We start from the raw sequence: 14,944 nt of genomic DNA on the forward strand, positions 1-14,944 counted from the left end.
TTACTGGTTCCGACCAAAGTTAAAATGAGCCGAGGGCGTTCGGGCGGAAGCCATCAGGTTTTTCAGCCGGATGGCTGTTTCCGGCTCCTGCTCAATACGATTCGTTTGCTCGGCCGGGTCACGGCTGAGGTCATAGAGTTCGTACTGGTCGGTTTTTACCTTGTGAATCAGTTTCAGATTGCCCTGCCGAATGGCCTGCCAGCCACCCTGTTCGTGGAATTCCCAATATAGATGGTCGTGTTGGGCCTGCTGCCCCTGGCTCAGCAGTGTCGGTACCATGGAAAGGCCATCCGTCGGTTTCGCCAGCTTCACCCCGGCCAGATCGCAGGCAGTTGCCAGAAAGTCCCACTGGGCAGACGGCAAATAACTCACCCCCGGTTTTACTTTTCCCGGCCACCACGCAATCAGTGGAGCGCGGATACCGCCTTCGTACGGACTGCGCTTCATGCCCCGCAGCCGGTTGCTTTTGGCAAATCGTTCCGGTATGTCTTCGGTCGAGCCGTTGTCGCTGCTGAACAGCACAAGCGTGTTGGTAGCCAGCCCCTGTTTTTTGAGCGCATCCATGATTTGCCCAACGTAGTCGTCCATACGGGCGATGGTGGCGGCATAATTCTTTTCGAGGGGCGTCCAGGCCGGGCCACCGGGCGGTTCGTTGTCGTACGGAGCCAGCGTCGGGGCCTGAAACCGCTGGTCTTTGGGCGCTTCGCCGTTGTTGTGCGGCAGCGTATAGGACAGGTATAGGTAGAAGGGCTTTTTGTGCGGTCGGGCAATGAACTGAAGCCCTTCTTTAGTGAACAGGTCGTTGCTGTACACCTTCGGTTCCGGCGTGAAGCTCCCTAGCCCCTTGAACAGCGCCGTCTTAGGTTCCCAGACCACTTTGTTACCCAGGTCTTCCCGCCGGCCGTTGCGGATCAGGTATGCCGGGAAGTTGTTGTGAGCCAGCACCTGATCGAGGTAGCCATAGTACGTGTCAAATCCCTGTCTGGTTGGTTCGCCGGTGGTGCCCTCGATACCCAGGCCCCACTTACCGAATAGCGCCGTTTCGTAGCCGGCTTCCTTGAGCCGTTCGGCAACCGTAACCGTTTCGGGCGAAATCGGCATCTGTCCGTGTGGATTCATCTGGATATTCCCCCGCACCTCACAGTGGCCGGTGTGCATCCCCGTCATCAGGGCGCAGCGCGACGGCGCACAAACCGACGTACCGGCGTAGTGCTGGGTGAATTTCAGCCCCTCCGCGGTCATCCGGCTGAGATTCGGAGTCTTGAAAATAGGGTGACCGTAAGGCGCAGTTTCCTCAACGCCCAGATCGTCCATATAGATGTAGACAATGTTCGGTGGGGTGGTGTTGGGAGACTCTGTTAAGGTCGGTGCAGGAATGCCCGCCCAGCAAGCCAGCAGTGTGACCGGCAGGAAGGCCCAGTGGGCATCATAGCGTCTTTTTCTCATAGCGGTTGGGATGCGGGAAGATGCGTTTCTCCAGGTCGGATACCTGATCACGGGGCTCACAGAACCAGGCCAGCGTTTGCTCTGTCGTCAGGTTGGCCGGGAGCCGGGCTGCATCGGGGTGGCTCTCGCGGAACACGGCGATCAACTGGGCCTGCATGGTTTGCAGCCGCTTCTGCTGGGCCGGATCGCTGGCGAGGTTGTGCAGTTCGTCGGGGTCGCGCCGGAGGTTGTAGAGCCGGTGAACGTAGCCGGTTGGCCGCGCGTCGCCGATCTCGTACCCCAGGCCAAGGTCGTACTGATTGGTCGAAAAAACGTACTTCCAGGGGCCACCGTCGCGGTCGTCGGTGCGGAGCATGGCCATGTTGTCGACCAGGTACTCCGAAAACACCTGGTCGCGGTGATTCTTAGTTGGGTTTTTGAATAAAGGTATCAGGCTTTTGCCCCGCGTCGGCAAGGCTGGAGCACCGGCCGCTTCTACGAACGTAGGCACCAGATCGACCAGCTCGACCAGTTCACTGCTCACCGAACCGGCTTTGGTCAGGCCGGGGGCGCGCACCAGCAGCGGAGACCGTACCGCCGGTTCCCACATGGTGTGTTTCTCAAATCGGTTATGATCGTTGAGCAGGTAACCGTGATCCGCGATGTACACCACGAGCGTATCATCGCGCAGGCCGTTGTCGTCAATCGCCCGGAGAATCTGCCCGACGTTTTTGTCCAGGTATTCGACGCAGGTATAGTAGCCGGCCACAATCTCCCGTTTCTGGGTGTCGGTCAGGTCGCGGAAGATGGCCGGGGTCCAGGGCAGGTCTTCAGGGCCCGCTTTGCCCAGTGTCATCTGCTCCGGCCGGTAACGACCCGCAAACTCCACCGGAAAATTCATTGGTGCGTGGGGGGCGTGAAAACCCACAAAAAGCAGAAATGGGTTGGTCTGCTGCGCCTGAATGAAGGCGATGGCTTCGTTGGTCAGGTACGTATCGAGCGCGTCGGCATCGTACAGCGGTTCTGATCGAACCCCGGGGTTCACCCACTGCTCTACCGAAAACCCTTTGGTTTTGCTCATGTCGCGTACCGCTACGTCGGCGGGAACCGGCTTGGGGCCACCCTTTTCCTTCAGCCATTTCGTGTACTCTGCCGAATCCTTGCGAACCTCGAACCCATAAGCCGGAACGCCGGCCGGCACGTTGTTGTTGGTGTGCATCTTGCCGATGGCCGCCGTGCGGTAGTTCCGGGCGTTCAGATGCTCGGCCACAGTTAGGTTTTTTTCGTCGGACAGTTGCGTGAACAGCAGGTTTACGCCCGTCTGATGTGGGTAGTTGCCCGTCAGAAACGACTGCCGCGACGCGCTGCATACCGGAGACTGACAGAAGGCGTTCGTGAACCGCATCCCTTCCCGGGCCAGCCGGTCGAGGTTGGGCGTTTTAATACGCTTGTTGCCGTAACTGCCGATGACGCGCATGGAATGATCATCGCCGATGAGCAGCACGATGTGCTTATACAGACCAGCAGCCCGTTTGCCGTTCAGAAGTGATACGCCGAGGCCGGTGGCAGTCAGGGCTGTGAGCGTTTGTTCCAGAAAAGTACGTCGCTGCATGGGTAGTTGAGTTTACGGTAAACGATTAATCGGCCTTGGCGACTGTTCCGGGGGTGCGCCGGTTCGAACCGGGGCGCTGCTGGAGGTTGTCGCCAAGGTCGGCCCGGGCCTGTTCGGCCAGTTGCTGAAGTTCGCTGACGATATCGGGGTGCATTGCCTGTCGGTCGTAGCGTTCGCCGGGGTCATGCCGCAGATCATACAATGCCCCCTCGAAGGCGTGGTTGCCGGGTGTTTGGCCGGGTTTTCCATCTTGTCCGGGTTTACCGGCCTCATACGACACCCCGGGGTGGGTCAGTACCAGCTTCCAGTCGCCTTTCCGGACGGCTTCAAGGTTGTTTTCGCGGAAATAATACAAAAATGTCTGCCGGGGTGATTCAGCCGCCGTACCCCGCCAGGCGGCCTGTACGTCGAGTCCGTCGATAGGTCGGCGCGGCAACCGGGCTCCGCACAGCCGGGCTACGGTCGGCAGTACGTCGAGGGAGCTAAGCAGTTGATTGCTGACCCGACCGGCCGGTACTTCGCCGGGCCAGCGGATAAGGCAGGGCACCCGGTTGCCGCCTTCAAACGTAGTTTGTTTTCCCTCACGCAGGCCACCCGAAGAGCCCGCATGATTCCCATAGGATAGCCACGGGCCGTTGTCGCTGGTGAAGATAACGAGCGTGTTCTTTTCCAGTCCGTTCTGCTTCAGCGTAGCCATTACCTGACCTACGGCCCAGTCGACCTCCGTGATCACATCGGCGTAGAGCCCGGCACCACTGCGGTTGCGGTGTTTATCGGATACGGCCAGCGGTACGTGCGGCATCGGAAACGGCAGGTACAGGAAAAACGGATTCCGCCGGTTGCGCCGGATAAACGATACGGCCCGTTCGGTCAGTGTCGTGGTGAGGCTGTCCTGATCGGTGAGCGACGTCAGGGTTTTGACGGGTTGATTGCCTTCGATCAGGGGCAGGGGCGGAAACTTCAGGTTGGCCTGGTTCGGGTGCTGCGGCCACATATCATTGCTGTACGGAATGCCCAGGTACTCGTCGAATCCCTGTTGCAGCGGTAAGAAAGGTTGCCGGTGTCCCAGGTGCCATTTTCCAAAAATAGCGGTCCGGTAGCCCTGCTCTTTCAGCAACTCAGCGATGGTTTCTTCCTCCGGATTCAGGCCCACCACGGCAGTTGGATTCAGAGCACCACTGATGCCGAGTCGGTTTGGGTAGCAGCCGGTCAGCAGGGCCGTTCGCGACGCACTACAGACCGGCTGAGCAACCAGAAAATTGGTAAACCGCGTTCCTTCGGCGGCCAGTTGGTCGAGGTTCGGTGTACGATAGCCCAGTGCCCCGTAGCACGACAGATCACCGTAACCGAGATCGTCCATAAATATCAGCACGACATTCGGCCGGGCCGGGCCGCGTTCGACCGACCCGGCGGGCTGGAATGGGCCATGCGCTGACAGCAGCACAATGAGCAGCAGGGCAGCGGTACCCGTCAGGAGTTTCAAAAGCGTCGACCGTAGCAATCGGGTTGTGGACATACTGACTAGCGTTGTTGAGAAACCTGAGGGATGGACTGAGCGCCGAGCAGAGACCGGTACGTAACCAGTTGAATATTCCGTTTTCGAATGACCCCCTGCACGGCCTGGCTCTTCAGCATAGCCGCATCGGCATCGCGGGTGCGGGCTACCTGTTCTCCTTCGCCCAGTGGTTTCAGCTCGTCCGAATTGTAGGCAGGGTGGGTCACCAGCATGTATGTACCAGGCTTCAGGTTTTCCAGAGCCGCTACAAACGCCCGCTCACGTTCGGCGTGGTCGGTGGCGTTCTGTCCCTCAAACCGGGGGAAAGCCGCAGCCATAGAAGGGGCAATTAGCGGCAGGCCGTACTCCACCGAGAGCTTCTCTACCACCTCTCGCAGGCCGGGGTGCGACAGATCGAAGGCCATGTGAACCGACAAATGCGATAGCTGCCGGGGCAACGCCTGCCGGACCCGCTCAATCTGTGCCCGCAGTTCACGCTCTATGTCGGCCATATCAGGGTTATGGTCCAGCAGCGACGGCGCTTTAGGCGTACCCTTCCAGGTAGTCGGGTAAAAATGGCCGGTCGAATCACAGAGACTCGGGGCCGTCGTGAGCGGTCGCCAGCGGAGGGGCTGCCACTCGCTGGTCAGGGTCAGGTGAACCCCTACGTCCGCATCGGGTCGGCGCACCAGCTCCTGCAAGCCTTCCGACACCCAGGGCGTCGGAGCCATCACCTCCACCGAACGAGCGATGCCCGTTTGCAATACGTCGAGAATAGCCCGGTTGGCGCTGTGGGCCATGCCCAGGTCGTCGGCACGTACCAGCAGGCGGATTTCGTCCCGGTGGGCTTCCCAGTCCCGCAGAAAGGCGATGCTCTGCGGAATCTGTTCCATCGGTTTCAGCGATTCATCTTCAATGAACAGGTGTTTGACGCCACTGCGACGGGCCTCCTGCAAAAAGGCACTTACGCCCAGGTCGCCTTGCCCGAGCGGTACCTGGTATGGTCGCAACGCGGGGTTCTCGAGTGTGGACGGGGTACCGGGACGCCGGTCTTTCAGGTGTACGAGCGGAAAACGTCCGGCATACTTCGTAAGCAGGGCGATAGGGTCCTGCGGCAACGCCGTCTGGCGCGTGTTTTTAGCCCAGATCAGGTCCAGTTCAAACTGTACGGCATCGGCGGGCATTTTCCCGGCCATGTAATCAAACAGCGTTCCCTCGCCATGCTTGACAAACTCGTAGCCGTGGTTGTGGTAGCAGAGCGTCAGCCCTTTTTTGCGCAGATACTGCCCGGCCTGCGTGAATACCGCAATAGCCTTATCGGCATCGGCCAGGGTGAACGTTTGGCCGTGGGGAATCCAGTAGCACACCACGTATTCAGCGCCCAACTGCTTCGCCCGGTCGGCAAGGAGGGCCACGCTGTCCTGCAACAGCTTGAAGTCGCCACCGATGCCTACCATCCGAAGCCCGTTTTCCTTCATCAGTTTTCGGTACTCCTTAACGGGCATATTTCTTGGATAGCCGCCTTCCAGTTCGGTGACGCCCCACTGCCGAAGCTGCGCCATCATGAGCCGGGGGTCTTTCATCTCTTTCATGCTCGACCCCTGTATGCCAATCGGCCACTGCGCCATCGCAGGCGTTACCCGGATGAGCAGGTTTGTGAGCAGGAATGCGGCTGTAAGGCGTCGGAAAAGGGAACGTTGCATACTCTTCAGTTAAGTAAAGAGCGGCCGATTCGCAGCCGCTCCATCGTTGTTATGTCTAAAAGTATCCGAACGCCCGGCTTTAATGATCGAGCCCGTATAAAAGCGGACGGGCGTCTGCTGGCACCGGCCACCGAGCCGGTTGTTTGACAAGCACTGGTTGTGAAGAGTCATATGCTTCATTTAATGAAACGTAGTTGAAAAGTCTGCCGGACGGTAGAACCACCCGGCTGATCAAAACCACTAACCTATGATTCATGACATTGCTTGGGCAGTTCACAGTGCCTTGATGATACGTATTGTTCTCTGCGTAGCCTTTCGGATAGGCGATGCGTTAATACCCGGGGTTCTGCTTTACCTGCGGGTTATTGTCGGTTTCAGCCAGCGGAATCGGAAACAGCAGGTGCCTGTTGACATCAAAGCCAAACAGGTTGGGCTGATCTGAACTGAAATCGAAGCCTGACGACAGGTTAATTTGCCCGCCCTTGTGCCACCGGCGCAGGTCAAACCAGCGGTGCGATTCTTCACCGGCCAGTTCCAGAAAACGCTCATTGCCGATGGCTTCCAGCGCCTGTGCCGCTGTGAGTGTGGTGGGCAGGTTGGCCGGTACCGTACCGTTCGGCACCATGTTCCGCGCCCGGGTCCGCACCTGATTGACCAGGGCAATGGCATCGGCAACCGAACCGCCCGACTGAATGATCGCTTCGGCCTGAAGCAGCAGCACGTCGGCATAGCGCAGAATGCGGGCGTTATTAGCCGATGCACCGGGGTTTGACGTCTTCAGGTCGCGGGTCCAGTATTTGCGGATATCGCGGGTGGCCGGGTTCAGGGTGATGTCGCGACGGGGATCGGCCGGGTCGAAAGCCGCCAGTAATTTACGGGTAGCAACAAACCGGGCCGTTCCGAATAAGAGTGAGTTGTTGGGTTCGAAAAGGCCCCACCAGCCTGAGGTTGACCCAACACCGCCCGGTTCAAAGTCGTCGGGGAGGAATACGTTGTCCGTGCCCGGTGGCTGGCTTGCCTGAAACTCATACAGCGATTCCGCATTATTCTCGCGGTCGGCCGCAAAATTGTCGGCGAAATTGGTCAACAGGGAGCGGTTTCTGATTTTGGCAAAAGCCGCTACGGCCGCGGTAAAATCGGCTGTGGTTTTGTTAATCGTTCCCCGGAACACCAAACTCTTGCCCAGCATGCCGTTGGCTGCATTGCTCGTTGCACGGCCGGCGTTACGGGCATCCCACGCTTCGGGCAATAGACTGGCCGCTTCCGTGAAATCAGTTATGGCCTGATCCAGCAGTTGCCCTTCCGTAACAGATGGAGCCGTTACCTGCTCGAGCGAGTTGAGCCGGTCGGTGCGCAGGGGTGACGTAGCGAAGGTGTTCGCCAGCCAGAAGTACGACAGACCGCGCAGAAACAAGACTTCACCCCGGTGCCGGTCACGCAGTCCGGCCGTGCGGTACACGCCCTCGGCAACCGTATTGATTTTATCCAATGCCGTATTGGCCCGATAAATAATCCGGTACAAACTAACGTAGTAGTTGCCCAACTGACCCACGTTGGGTTGCAGGGAGGCAAACGTTTCAAATGGGTTGGGGCCAGTAGTGGTAATGTCGTCGCCGGGCAGGTGGCGAACGGCATGGACGTAAGCCCCATTCCGGTAGCCGTATAGTTCTACCTGTTTAGCATATACCCCCCGAATCAGGCCTTCAAAGTCCAGTTCGGAGGTGAAAAAGCTGGCTTCAGTCGGATTGCCCGGCGCCACCTCCAGATTATCCGGATTGCACGCGCCTATGGCTAGAGTCAGCACCAGCGCGGCAGAATATAGTATGGGTTTCATTGATTAAAGAGTGAAAGAGTGAATGAGCGAATGAGTGAAAGAGCGGCCGGGGTGCGTTGCCTAAAAGGGCGAAAAACAGGCGAAGCCACTCGTTCGCTCTTTCACTCATTCACTCTTTAAAAGTTTACGTTCAAACCCAGAATCCAGGCGCGGGCGGGTGGAATAGCGTCGTTTTCGGGGTCAAGGCCCGACCAGTTCGTAAACGTCAGCAGGTTGTTTCCCGTCAGGTAGACGCGCACATTCGACAGCACCGTACCCAGCACCGCCCTGGGCAGGGTATAACCCACCTGCATGTTTTTCAGGCGCATGAAACTGGCGTCTTCCACAAACCGGTCTGAGAACCGGTTATTACTTGATGGATCGCCCTGCACGGCACGGGGAATCGTGTTCGACGGATTGGTGGGGGTCCAGCGGTCACGTACGTCCGTCCAGGAGTTGATGTTCTCCGAGTTCATGCTGATACCAGCCTGCCGTTCGGTGTTGATGTTCTGCACATCGCCCACACCCTGGAAGAATAGCGACAGATCGAAGCCTTTGAACGTAGCGCCCAGATTTACGCCGTAAAAGAAACCGGGGTTGTTGATGTTACGGCCCAGGAACACCCGGTCGTTGGCGTTCACGATACCATCGCCGTTGGTGTCCTGGAAATAAGCATCGCCCGGCACCATCCGGTCGCCGTTGATGGCGTCTTTTACCGAGGCACCGCTCGGTTTAGTGGCTTTATACGCGTCGATTTCCCCCTGATTCTGGAAGATACCGCCGAACTTATACCCGTAGATGTAGCCAATCGACTGGCCAATCTCCGTGCGGAAGTTACCGCTGGTAAACGCCAGATCGCGGTACAGACCCGTGACCCGGTTGTTAACCGTCGTCAGGTTACCGCCGATGTTGTAGGTCAGGTCGTTCCCCACCTTGCCGTTGTAGGTCAACTGAAACTCAAGCCCACTGTTACGTACCGATGCGATATTGTTGGTGGGTGCCTGCCCATCGTCGATTCCTGCGCTGGGAGGCAGCGTAACTGTCTGCAGAATACCCGAGGTCCTCTTGTCATAATACTCGATGGTGGCCGTAATACGGTTCTCCAGCAGCGAGGCATCCAGGCCAATGTTCCGCGTCTGCACCCGCTCCCACGACAGGTCACGTACCGGAATATTGGCCAACCGGATACCGTTCTGCAAACCGCCAATGGCGTCGCCATTCACGCCCGATCCGTAGGAATAGTCGGGGTTGAAATTTACCAGCGATACAAACCCGAACTGAGTGGTTTCCTGGTTGCCAATTTCACCAATGCCCGCCCGGATTTTTAGATCCGAAAGCCAGGTCAAAGGCTTCATGAATGGCTCCGCCGTGAGCCGCCAGGCTACGGCCAGTGACGGAAACGTACCCCAGCGGTAATCGCGGTCGAATCGTGACGTACCATCCCGCCGAACCGTGGCATCGACGTAGTACTTACTGTTATAATTATAGCTTACCCGGCCCAGATAGCCCTGTAACGCATTATTTTCCGGTACAACCAGGCCCGTTGAATACGGGGCTGTGTTCAAAAGGGCCAGCGCTTCCGGGTTGTAATAGTTAATCTGCGTGTTAAAGCTTTGCGTAAAGCTGGAACCGTATTTCTGGTCCATGGCGTTGAACAGCAGGTCGACCGAGTGGCCGCCAATCGTGCGGGCGTAGTTGACGCTGAATTCTTTAACCAGGTTGTAGTTGCGTAAAAGCCGTTGCTGAATCTGCCCTTTTGAGGTACCGTTCGTTGCCGAGAAGGTGTTGACAAACGGCGAGGCAAATCGGTAGTACTCGACACTCTGCCAGACGTTCCGGTTGTTCAGGTACCAGTCGGCACTGAGGGTTCCCTTAACCTTCAGCCCTTTGATGGGTTCAAGCTGTACATAGGCCGAACCAATGTTCCGCAGCAGGCTGTACGTGGTCTGGCGGGTGTTCCAGGCACCCAGCACGTTGGTGCGGGTGGCCGTTCCGTACAGCAGACCGTTGTTGGTGATCGTAAACGGTCCGCCACCCAGCGACACCAGCGTCGGGTTGAAGTTGGGATTCGGGTTAAAGGTAGGGTTTACCACCTGCGCAATACCATTGAACTGCGGACGCCCCTCAATACCATAAATCGGTTGCCAGGGGGCAAACCGCCAGGCCGAAGCCAGGTCCGTCTGGCTATTGTCCAGCGCGTCAACGTAGCTCAGGCGGTTGGTCAGGCCAACCTCGATGAGTCGCCCTAGTTTACTGGTAAGGTTAAATGCCAGTGAGTAGCGTTTCAGATTGTTCTGCTGTATGGGACTTTCGGTACGCGCGTAGCCGCCCGACACGTAGTAGGTGGTTGACTCAGACCCACCCGAAATCTTCGCGCTGTAGTCTTCAATCACCGCATTCTTATTGATGATGGCCGACTGCCAGTTCTGCTGAGGGAGGTTGCCCAAATAAGCCGCGTTGCCTTCGCGGTAAACGGCCGGCAGGTTGTTGGCCTGGGCCGGGTTGTTGGCATACATTTCGCGGACCAGGCCAACGTACTCGGGTAAGTCAAGCACATTATACCGATTTGGTAAATTCTGCACCCCGCGGGAAGCCGCCACCTCAACCCGTGGCCGACCAACTTTGCCGCGCTTGGTGGTGATGAGTACAACTCCGTTGGCCGCCCGAACGCCGTAGATAGCGGCCGACGACGCGTCTTTCAGTACCGTAATGCTTTCAATATCATTGGGGTTAATTAAGTTCAGTACGTTGATTGAACCCCGAGCGTCGGTTGCCTGCGCCGTATTACCCGATTGCGGGGGAGCGCCGTTGCCATACTCAGTTACGGGAACACCATCAATGACGTACAGCGGTTCATTGAAACCAAGCGTATTCACCCCGCGAATCCGCACGACGGGACGGGCGTTGGGTGCCCCGCCGGGCGTTGATACAAACACCCCCGGCAGTCGGCCCTGCATGGAGAGCTCGGGGTTCAGGGCTTTGGCTTTTATCAGGTCTTCGGCTCCCACAACGGATACGGCTCCGGTCAGGTCTTTACGCTGGCGTTCGCCATAACCGATCACGACCACCTCGTTGAGCGAGCGAACGTCAGGCTGAAGAGTAACGTTGATAACGGTATTGTTGCCCACGGTACGTGTTTGCGACTGATACCCCAGAAAGCTGAACGTCAGAACGCTGGCTGGACCTTCGACGGTGAGCCGGTAGCGACCGTCGGTGTCGGTGGTGGTGCCGTTGGTCGTGTTCTGCTCGGTGATATTAACCCCTGGCAGCCCACCCCCGTTTTCGTCAATGACGCGTCCGCTCACGGCTACCCGTAGTGACTGCAGGGATTGGCCCGTGGGGGCGTTGAGGTTGAGCGGAGGGGATGGAAAGGCTGACAGGGGCGATGGTTCCGGGCGGCTGCCGACGGGGGCCAGTGGGTTAGCATCCTGCTTCCCCGATGGTTTGTCGGATACGATCAAGTACGTGTCTTTCCGGGTTTGAACGTAGCGAAGGCCGTTACTTTCGAGGAGCAGGCGCAGCCGATTCGTGAGACTCATCGGGCGGTTGAGGAGCCGGGTATTTACCTCAATACCATCGATCAGCTTTTCATCGAAAACGATGTTGACGCCGTAGCGACTCTGCATGTCGAGCAGCACGTCACGTAGCTTCGTGGTGGCGGGTTGGCTGGGTTTAGTACCCTGAGAGCGGTAGTAAGCCAGCGTCTGACCGTATGGAACCATTGGGTAACTGAGCAGCAAACTCAGTCCCAACAGCCGGTATAGCATAGGTCGTAACAGTTGGGTCATAATTAGGTAAGGGTTTACTAAAAAGCAGGTTAATGGACTACGTTCGTTGTTAGGGCATGGCAGATAAACGGACAACATTGCCCTGTCGGTCGGCCCGCAGGTTCAGCACCTGGGTCAGCATGGTCAGGACATCGTCGGCGTTCTGTGCGGGATAATTACCCGACAGTTGTCGGGTAGCAATGGCCGAATCCGCAAGCTGGACCTCCAGCCCGAACCGTTCCTTAATCTGCCGGGCAATATCAACCAGCGGGGTACGGTTAAAGACAAAGCGTTGCTCTTTCCAGGCGGCATGGTCGGCCAGCGGTTCGCCGGTGCGGAGCCGGAAACTACCTCGCCGGTCGACGAGTACGACGTCGCCCGGTCGGATGGTAAGCGCAGGCTGCCGGGTTTTCAGTGAGCGCAGCGTTACTTTTCCCCGGTTGAGCACCACCTTGCTGCCCCGGTTGCGGCTGTACACAATGAACTCGGTACCCAGTACCCGAACCTCTAACTGGTCGGGGGTGTGTACCAGAAACGGGCGGTGATCGACCGTATGGATGACCGAAAACTCAGCTTCTCCCTGTAGCCGGGCTTCGCGGGTGTTTTGCAACGCCAGGAAACGGGGAAACCGGAGGGTGGAGTTGGCATTGAGGGTTACGTGGCTGCCGTCGGGTAGCTCAAACCGGCGAATCTCACCGTAGGCCGTTGCGTACGTCCTGTACAACAGCCGGTCCTGCTTCCACCAGCCCGTAAAACCGATCAGCAGAGCGGCCGCGGCTGCCATCCACCAGCGAAATCCGGTTCGGTGACTGGCTAACGGCCGGACGATGTCTTCGGCAGATGAGGTAGGTGCTGGGCTAGCGTTGGTTAGCCGGTCCAGCAGCCGATGCCAGTCGCCGATCGTATCGGGAATAAGCTGCGGATGTGACTTTTCCCATTCATGTAGCGCCTGATAGTATAGCTCCTGATTTTTTTCTTCCCGTAACCAGTCGACCAGCAACTGTTTTTGCAGGGGGGTTGCCCGCCCGGCAAAGAAAGTCCACAGAAGCGTTTTGGCCTGGTCCGGCCCGACCTGATTTGGTTCCATTGAGTAAGGTGCTGTTACTGGATAGACCCTTGTTGTTCGACTTACCCTACCTCCCGCTTAAAAAATTTTAAAAATGCGAGTTTTTATGTTTTTAGAACCTTATCGAGAAATTTTTACAAAAAAATGAGAAACTTGAGGTAGGGTAAGCCGCCCGAATCGGGTCTTACGTGAAAAGGAAAACTTTAGTTCTGTCTGGTGGCTGCTGACTCGTCGTTTCCCCTGCCTGCCTCATCTCAACCCGCACGGTCCGACGCGGAACCGGTGGGACGCCTGTTGACTGACGATGAGCAGTTTATTCGTCGGGCGTTTGATCAGGACCCTCAGCAGGGCTGCGCGTTGCTGTTCCGGGAATACTACGGTCCGTTGTGCAGCCACGCCATTCGGTTTGTTTATTCCCGCGAAGTGGCCCGCGACATTGTCAGCGATACGTTCTATGTGTTCTGGCAGAAACAGCTTTATGCTGATATTACTACGTCGTACCGGGCCTATCTCTACGCGGCCGTTCGGAACCGGTCGTTGAAGTACCTGCAGCGTGAACTACGGCAGGACATGCGCGTGAGTTCCTTGTATGAACTTGACGCAGTCCACGAAAACGCTTCCGCTGAACGGCTGACCCCCGAAGAACTCATGGCGTATGACGAACTGCATAACCGGGTCGAAGCCGCCATCAGCCAGTTGCCTCCGCAGCGGCAGCGCGTGTTTCTGATGAACCGGTTTGAAGGCAAGAAATACCAGACCATCGCCGACGAACTGCACATTTCCCTGAAAGCCGTAGAAGCCCACATCAGCAAAGCCCTGACCGTGCTCCGGCGGGCGTTTGCCGGTGACCAGGGCTGATTGCCAGTAAATTCCTTAGGTTTTAATACGTCCGGCTCACCATCTATTTTGGCTACTTCCCTTACTTATTGCTTCGCAATCGCTGTTTGCTGATTCACCTTTGAACTACCTACCCGCTGGTTGGCAGAGCGGTAAGTCAGTTAATCGGTTACTTAGCTTATTTTATTATGAACAAATTGGGTCTGTTTCCAGCAGCCATGCTGATCGTACTTGTTACCGCAAAGGAAATAGTGGCTGTATCGTCACTGCTTACAAGACAGCAGGTCACCGTTGTGCATGACCGCTATGCTTCATATCCACGCTGGGGTTACCGAACGGCCAGTGTTCCCCGCTCAGCAACGGTAATTCATTACCAGCGCGTTTCGTATCGCTATGTTAACGGCATCGTGTATCGACCGGTTGGCCGAACGTTTGTAGTGGTACCGCCACCCGCCGGGTTGCTCGTTCCGACATTGCCGGTTGGTTTCGTCAACATTATGATTGGTGGAACGCCTTTTTATTACCACTATGGGACGTATTACGTCAAGCCGGTCGGGCAGCAGGGCTACAAAGTGGTTCCTCCGCCGGTTGGGGCGCGGGTGGATTCGCTGCCGCAGGGGTACGGCAAAATCTCACTGGATGGTAAAACGTACTACGTTCTCAATGGCGTTTATTATCAAGCCCGTGTTAACGAGAAAGGGGAGGTGGAATACGAAGTGGTTGGGAGCAACGTAAATTCCCTGTAAGCAGGCAGCCACATTACGTAAGGGCACAATCTGGAGAAACTTACACGAACGTAACTCCGGATTGTGCCCCGTTATTTAGTAGAACCGATGCCGACAACCGCTCAGGGAAAGATTCTGTCTTGCTTCAAAAGGGTTTACAATCGCAAAGAGAGACCGACTGTCATTACCCTCGCCACAGTCCACATGGTTGCAGTTAATTTAAAACAGCCGCTACTGCTTCTTCACGAAGCTGGTGTACAATCCGGATTATGCGCAGATCATGCCGGGCCTGCTCTTCAATGCTTAACTTATTGTAATAATGCCGCCTGACCGGCTCCCACTGGAATAGCTCTGTCTTGGCATCGTAAATGCCTAGTGGTTCGCCACTGTGGACCGATTGAACGTTGCTTAGGGTCAAATCAGCCAGCAGATAGGTTGAGCAACCTATATAAAAATAGTGATTATTTAGTTGATAAAGTACAGTGAAACGGTCCATACATG

General features: G+C 56.9%; 10 protein-coding genes. 2 read left to right on the top strand and 8 right to left on the bottom strand.

Features of this window, described 5'->3' with window-relative positions; all coding sequences use genetic code 11:
* From BN8_RS09045 to BN8_RS09075, 7 genes are all read right to left on the bottom strand, one after another.
* Nucleotides 1–1,446, bottom strand: a complete 1,446-nt coding sequence (locus tag BN8_RS09045) for an arylsulfatase (protein WP_009281537.1) — start codon at nucleotides 1,444–1,446, stop codon at nucleotides 1–3.
* The gene (locus tag BN8_RS09050) at nucleotides 1,427–3,037 is read right to left on the bottom strand and encodes a sulfatase family protein (protein ID WP_009281538.1); all 1,611 of its coding nucleotides are present in this window, start codon (nucleotides 3,035–3,037) and stop codon (nucleotides 1,427–1,429) included. Before BN8_RS09050 ends, BN8_RS09045 begins: the two co-directional genes overlap by 20 nt.
* A gap of 25 nt (nucleotides 3,038–3,062) precedes the next feature.
* On the bottom strand, nucleotides 3,063–4,553 hold the full coding sequence (locus tag BN8_RS09055; protein WP_009281539.1) for a sulfatase family protein: 1,491 nt from the start codon (nucleotides 4,551–4,553) through the stop codon (nucleotides 3,063–3,065).
* Nucleotides 4,554–4,558: 5 nt separating this feature from the next.
* Nucleotides 4,559–6,235, bottom strand: coding sequence for a ChbG/HpnK family deacetylase (locus tag BN8_RS31605; protein WP_009281540.1), 1,677 nt, complete (start codon nucleotides 6,233–6,235; stop codon nucleotides 4,559–4,561).
* Nucleotides 6,236–6,566: 331 nt separating this feature from the next.
* The gene (locus BN8_RS09065; RefSeq protein WP_009281542.1) at nucleotides 6,567–8,069 is read right to left on the bottom strand and encodes a RagB/SusD family nutrient uptake outer membrane protein; all 1,503 of its coding nucleotides are present in this window, start codon (nucleotides 8,067–8,069) and stop codon (nucleotides 6,567–6,569) included.
* 116 nt (nucleotides 8,070–8,185) lie between these two features.
* Nucleotides 8,186–11,836: a SusC/RagA family TonB-linked outer membrane protein gene (locus BN8_RS09070; protein ID WP_192579037.1), complete on the bottom strand. Its 3,651-nt coding sequence runs from the start codon at nucleotides 11,834–11,836 to the stop codon at nucleotides 8,186–8,188.
* Nucleotides 11,837–11,885: 49 nt separating this feature from the next.
* Nucleotides 11,886–12,902: a FecR family protein gene (locus tag BN8_RS09075; RefSeq protein WP_009281544.1), complete on the bottom strand. Its 1,017-nt coding sequence runs from the start codon at nucleotides 12,900–12,902 to the stop codon at nucleotides 11,886–11,888.
* 195 nt (nucleotides 12,903–13,097) lie between these two features.
* Between BN8_RS09075 and BN8_RS09080 the strand changes: the two genes are divergently transcribed.
* The gene (locus BN8_RS09080; protein WP_229367850.1) at nucleotides 13,098–13,739 is read left to right on the top strand and encodes an RNA polymerase sigma-70 factor; all 642 of its coding nucleotides are present in this window, start codon (nucleotides 13,098–13,100) and stop codon (nucleotides 13,737–13,739) included.
* A gap of 167 nt (nucleotides 13,740–13,906) precedes the next feature.
* A complete protein-coding gene (locus BN8_RS09085; protein ID WP_009281546.1) occupies nucleotides 13,907–14,464 on the top strand; it encodes a DUF6515 family protein in 558 nt (185 codons plus the stop codon).
* 193 nt (nucleotides 14,465–14,657) lie between these two features.
* On the opposite strand, the gene BN8_RS09090 is transcribed toward BN8_RS09085, so the two are convergent.
* Entirely contained in the window at nucleotides 14,658–14,939 is a 282-nt protein-coding gene (locus BN8_RS09090; protein ID WP_040005668.1) for a hypothetical protein, read from the bottom strand.
* Nucleotides 14,940–14,944: the final 5 nt, after the last annotated feature.

This window comes from Fibrisoma limi BUZ 3 (assembly GCF_000296815.2).
Lineage (GTDB): Bacteria > Bacteroidota > Bacteroidia > Cytophagales > Spirosomataceae > Fibrisoma > Fibrisoma limi.

What these genes read in the sequence shown, in the direction of transcription:
- BN8_RS09050 (WP_009281538.1), bottom strand. Translation starts at nt 3,037, where the DNA reads ATGCAGCGACGTACTTTTCTGGAACAAACGCTCACAGCCCTGACTGCC.
- BN8_RS09085 (WP_009281546.1), top strand. Translation starts at nt 13,907, where the DNA reads ATGAACAAATTGGGTCTGTTTCCAGCAGCCATGCTGATCGTACTTGTT.
- BN8_RS09055 (WP_009281539.1), bottom strand. Translation starts at nt 4,553, where the DNA reads ATGTCCACAACCCGATTGCTACGGTCGACGCTTTTGAAACTCCTGACG.
- BN8_RS09090 (WP_040005668.1), bottom strand. Translation starts at nt 14,939, where the DNA reads ATGGACCGTTTCACTGTACTTTATCAACTAAATAATCACTATTTTTAT.
- BN8_RS09045 (WP_009281537.1), bottom strand. Translation starts at nt 1,446, where the DNA reads ATGAGAAAAAGACGCTATGATGCCCACTGGGCCTTCCTGCCGGTCACA.
- BN8_RS09070 (WP_192579037.1), bottom strand. Translation starts at nt 11,836, where the DNA reads ATGACCCAACTGTTACGACCTATGCTATACCGGCTGTTGGGACTGAGT.
- BN8_RS31605 (WP_009281540.1), bottom strand. Translation starts at nt 6,235, where the DNA reads ATGCAACGTTCCCTTTTCCGACGCCTTACAGCCGCATTCCTGCTCACA.
- BN8_RS09065 (WP_009281542.1), bottom strand. Translation starts at nt 8,069, where the DNA reads ATGAAACCCATACTATATTCTGCCGCGCTGGTGCTGACTCTAGCCATA.
- BN8_RS09075 (WP_009281544.1), bottom strand. Translation starts at nt 12,902, where the DNA reads ATGGAACCAAATCAGGTCGGGCCGGACCAGGCCAAAACGCTTCTGTGG.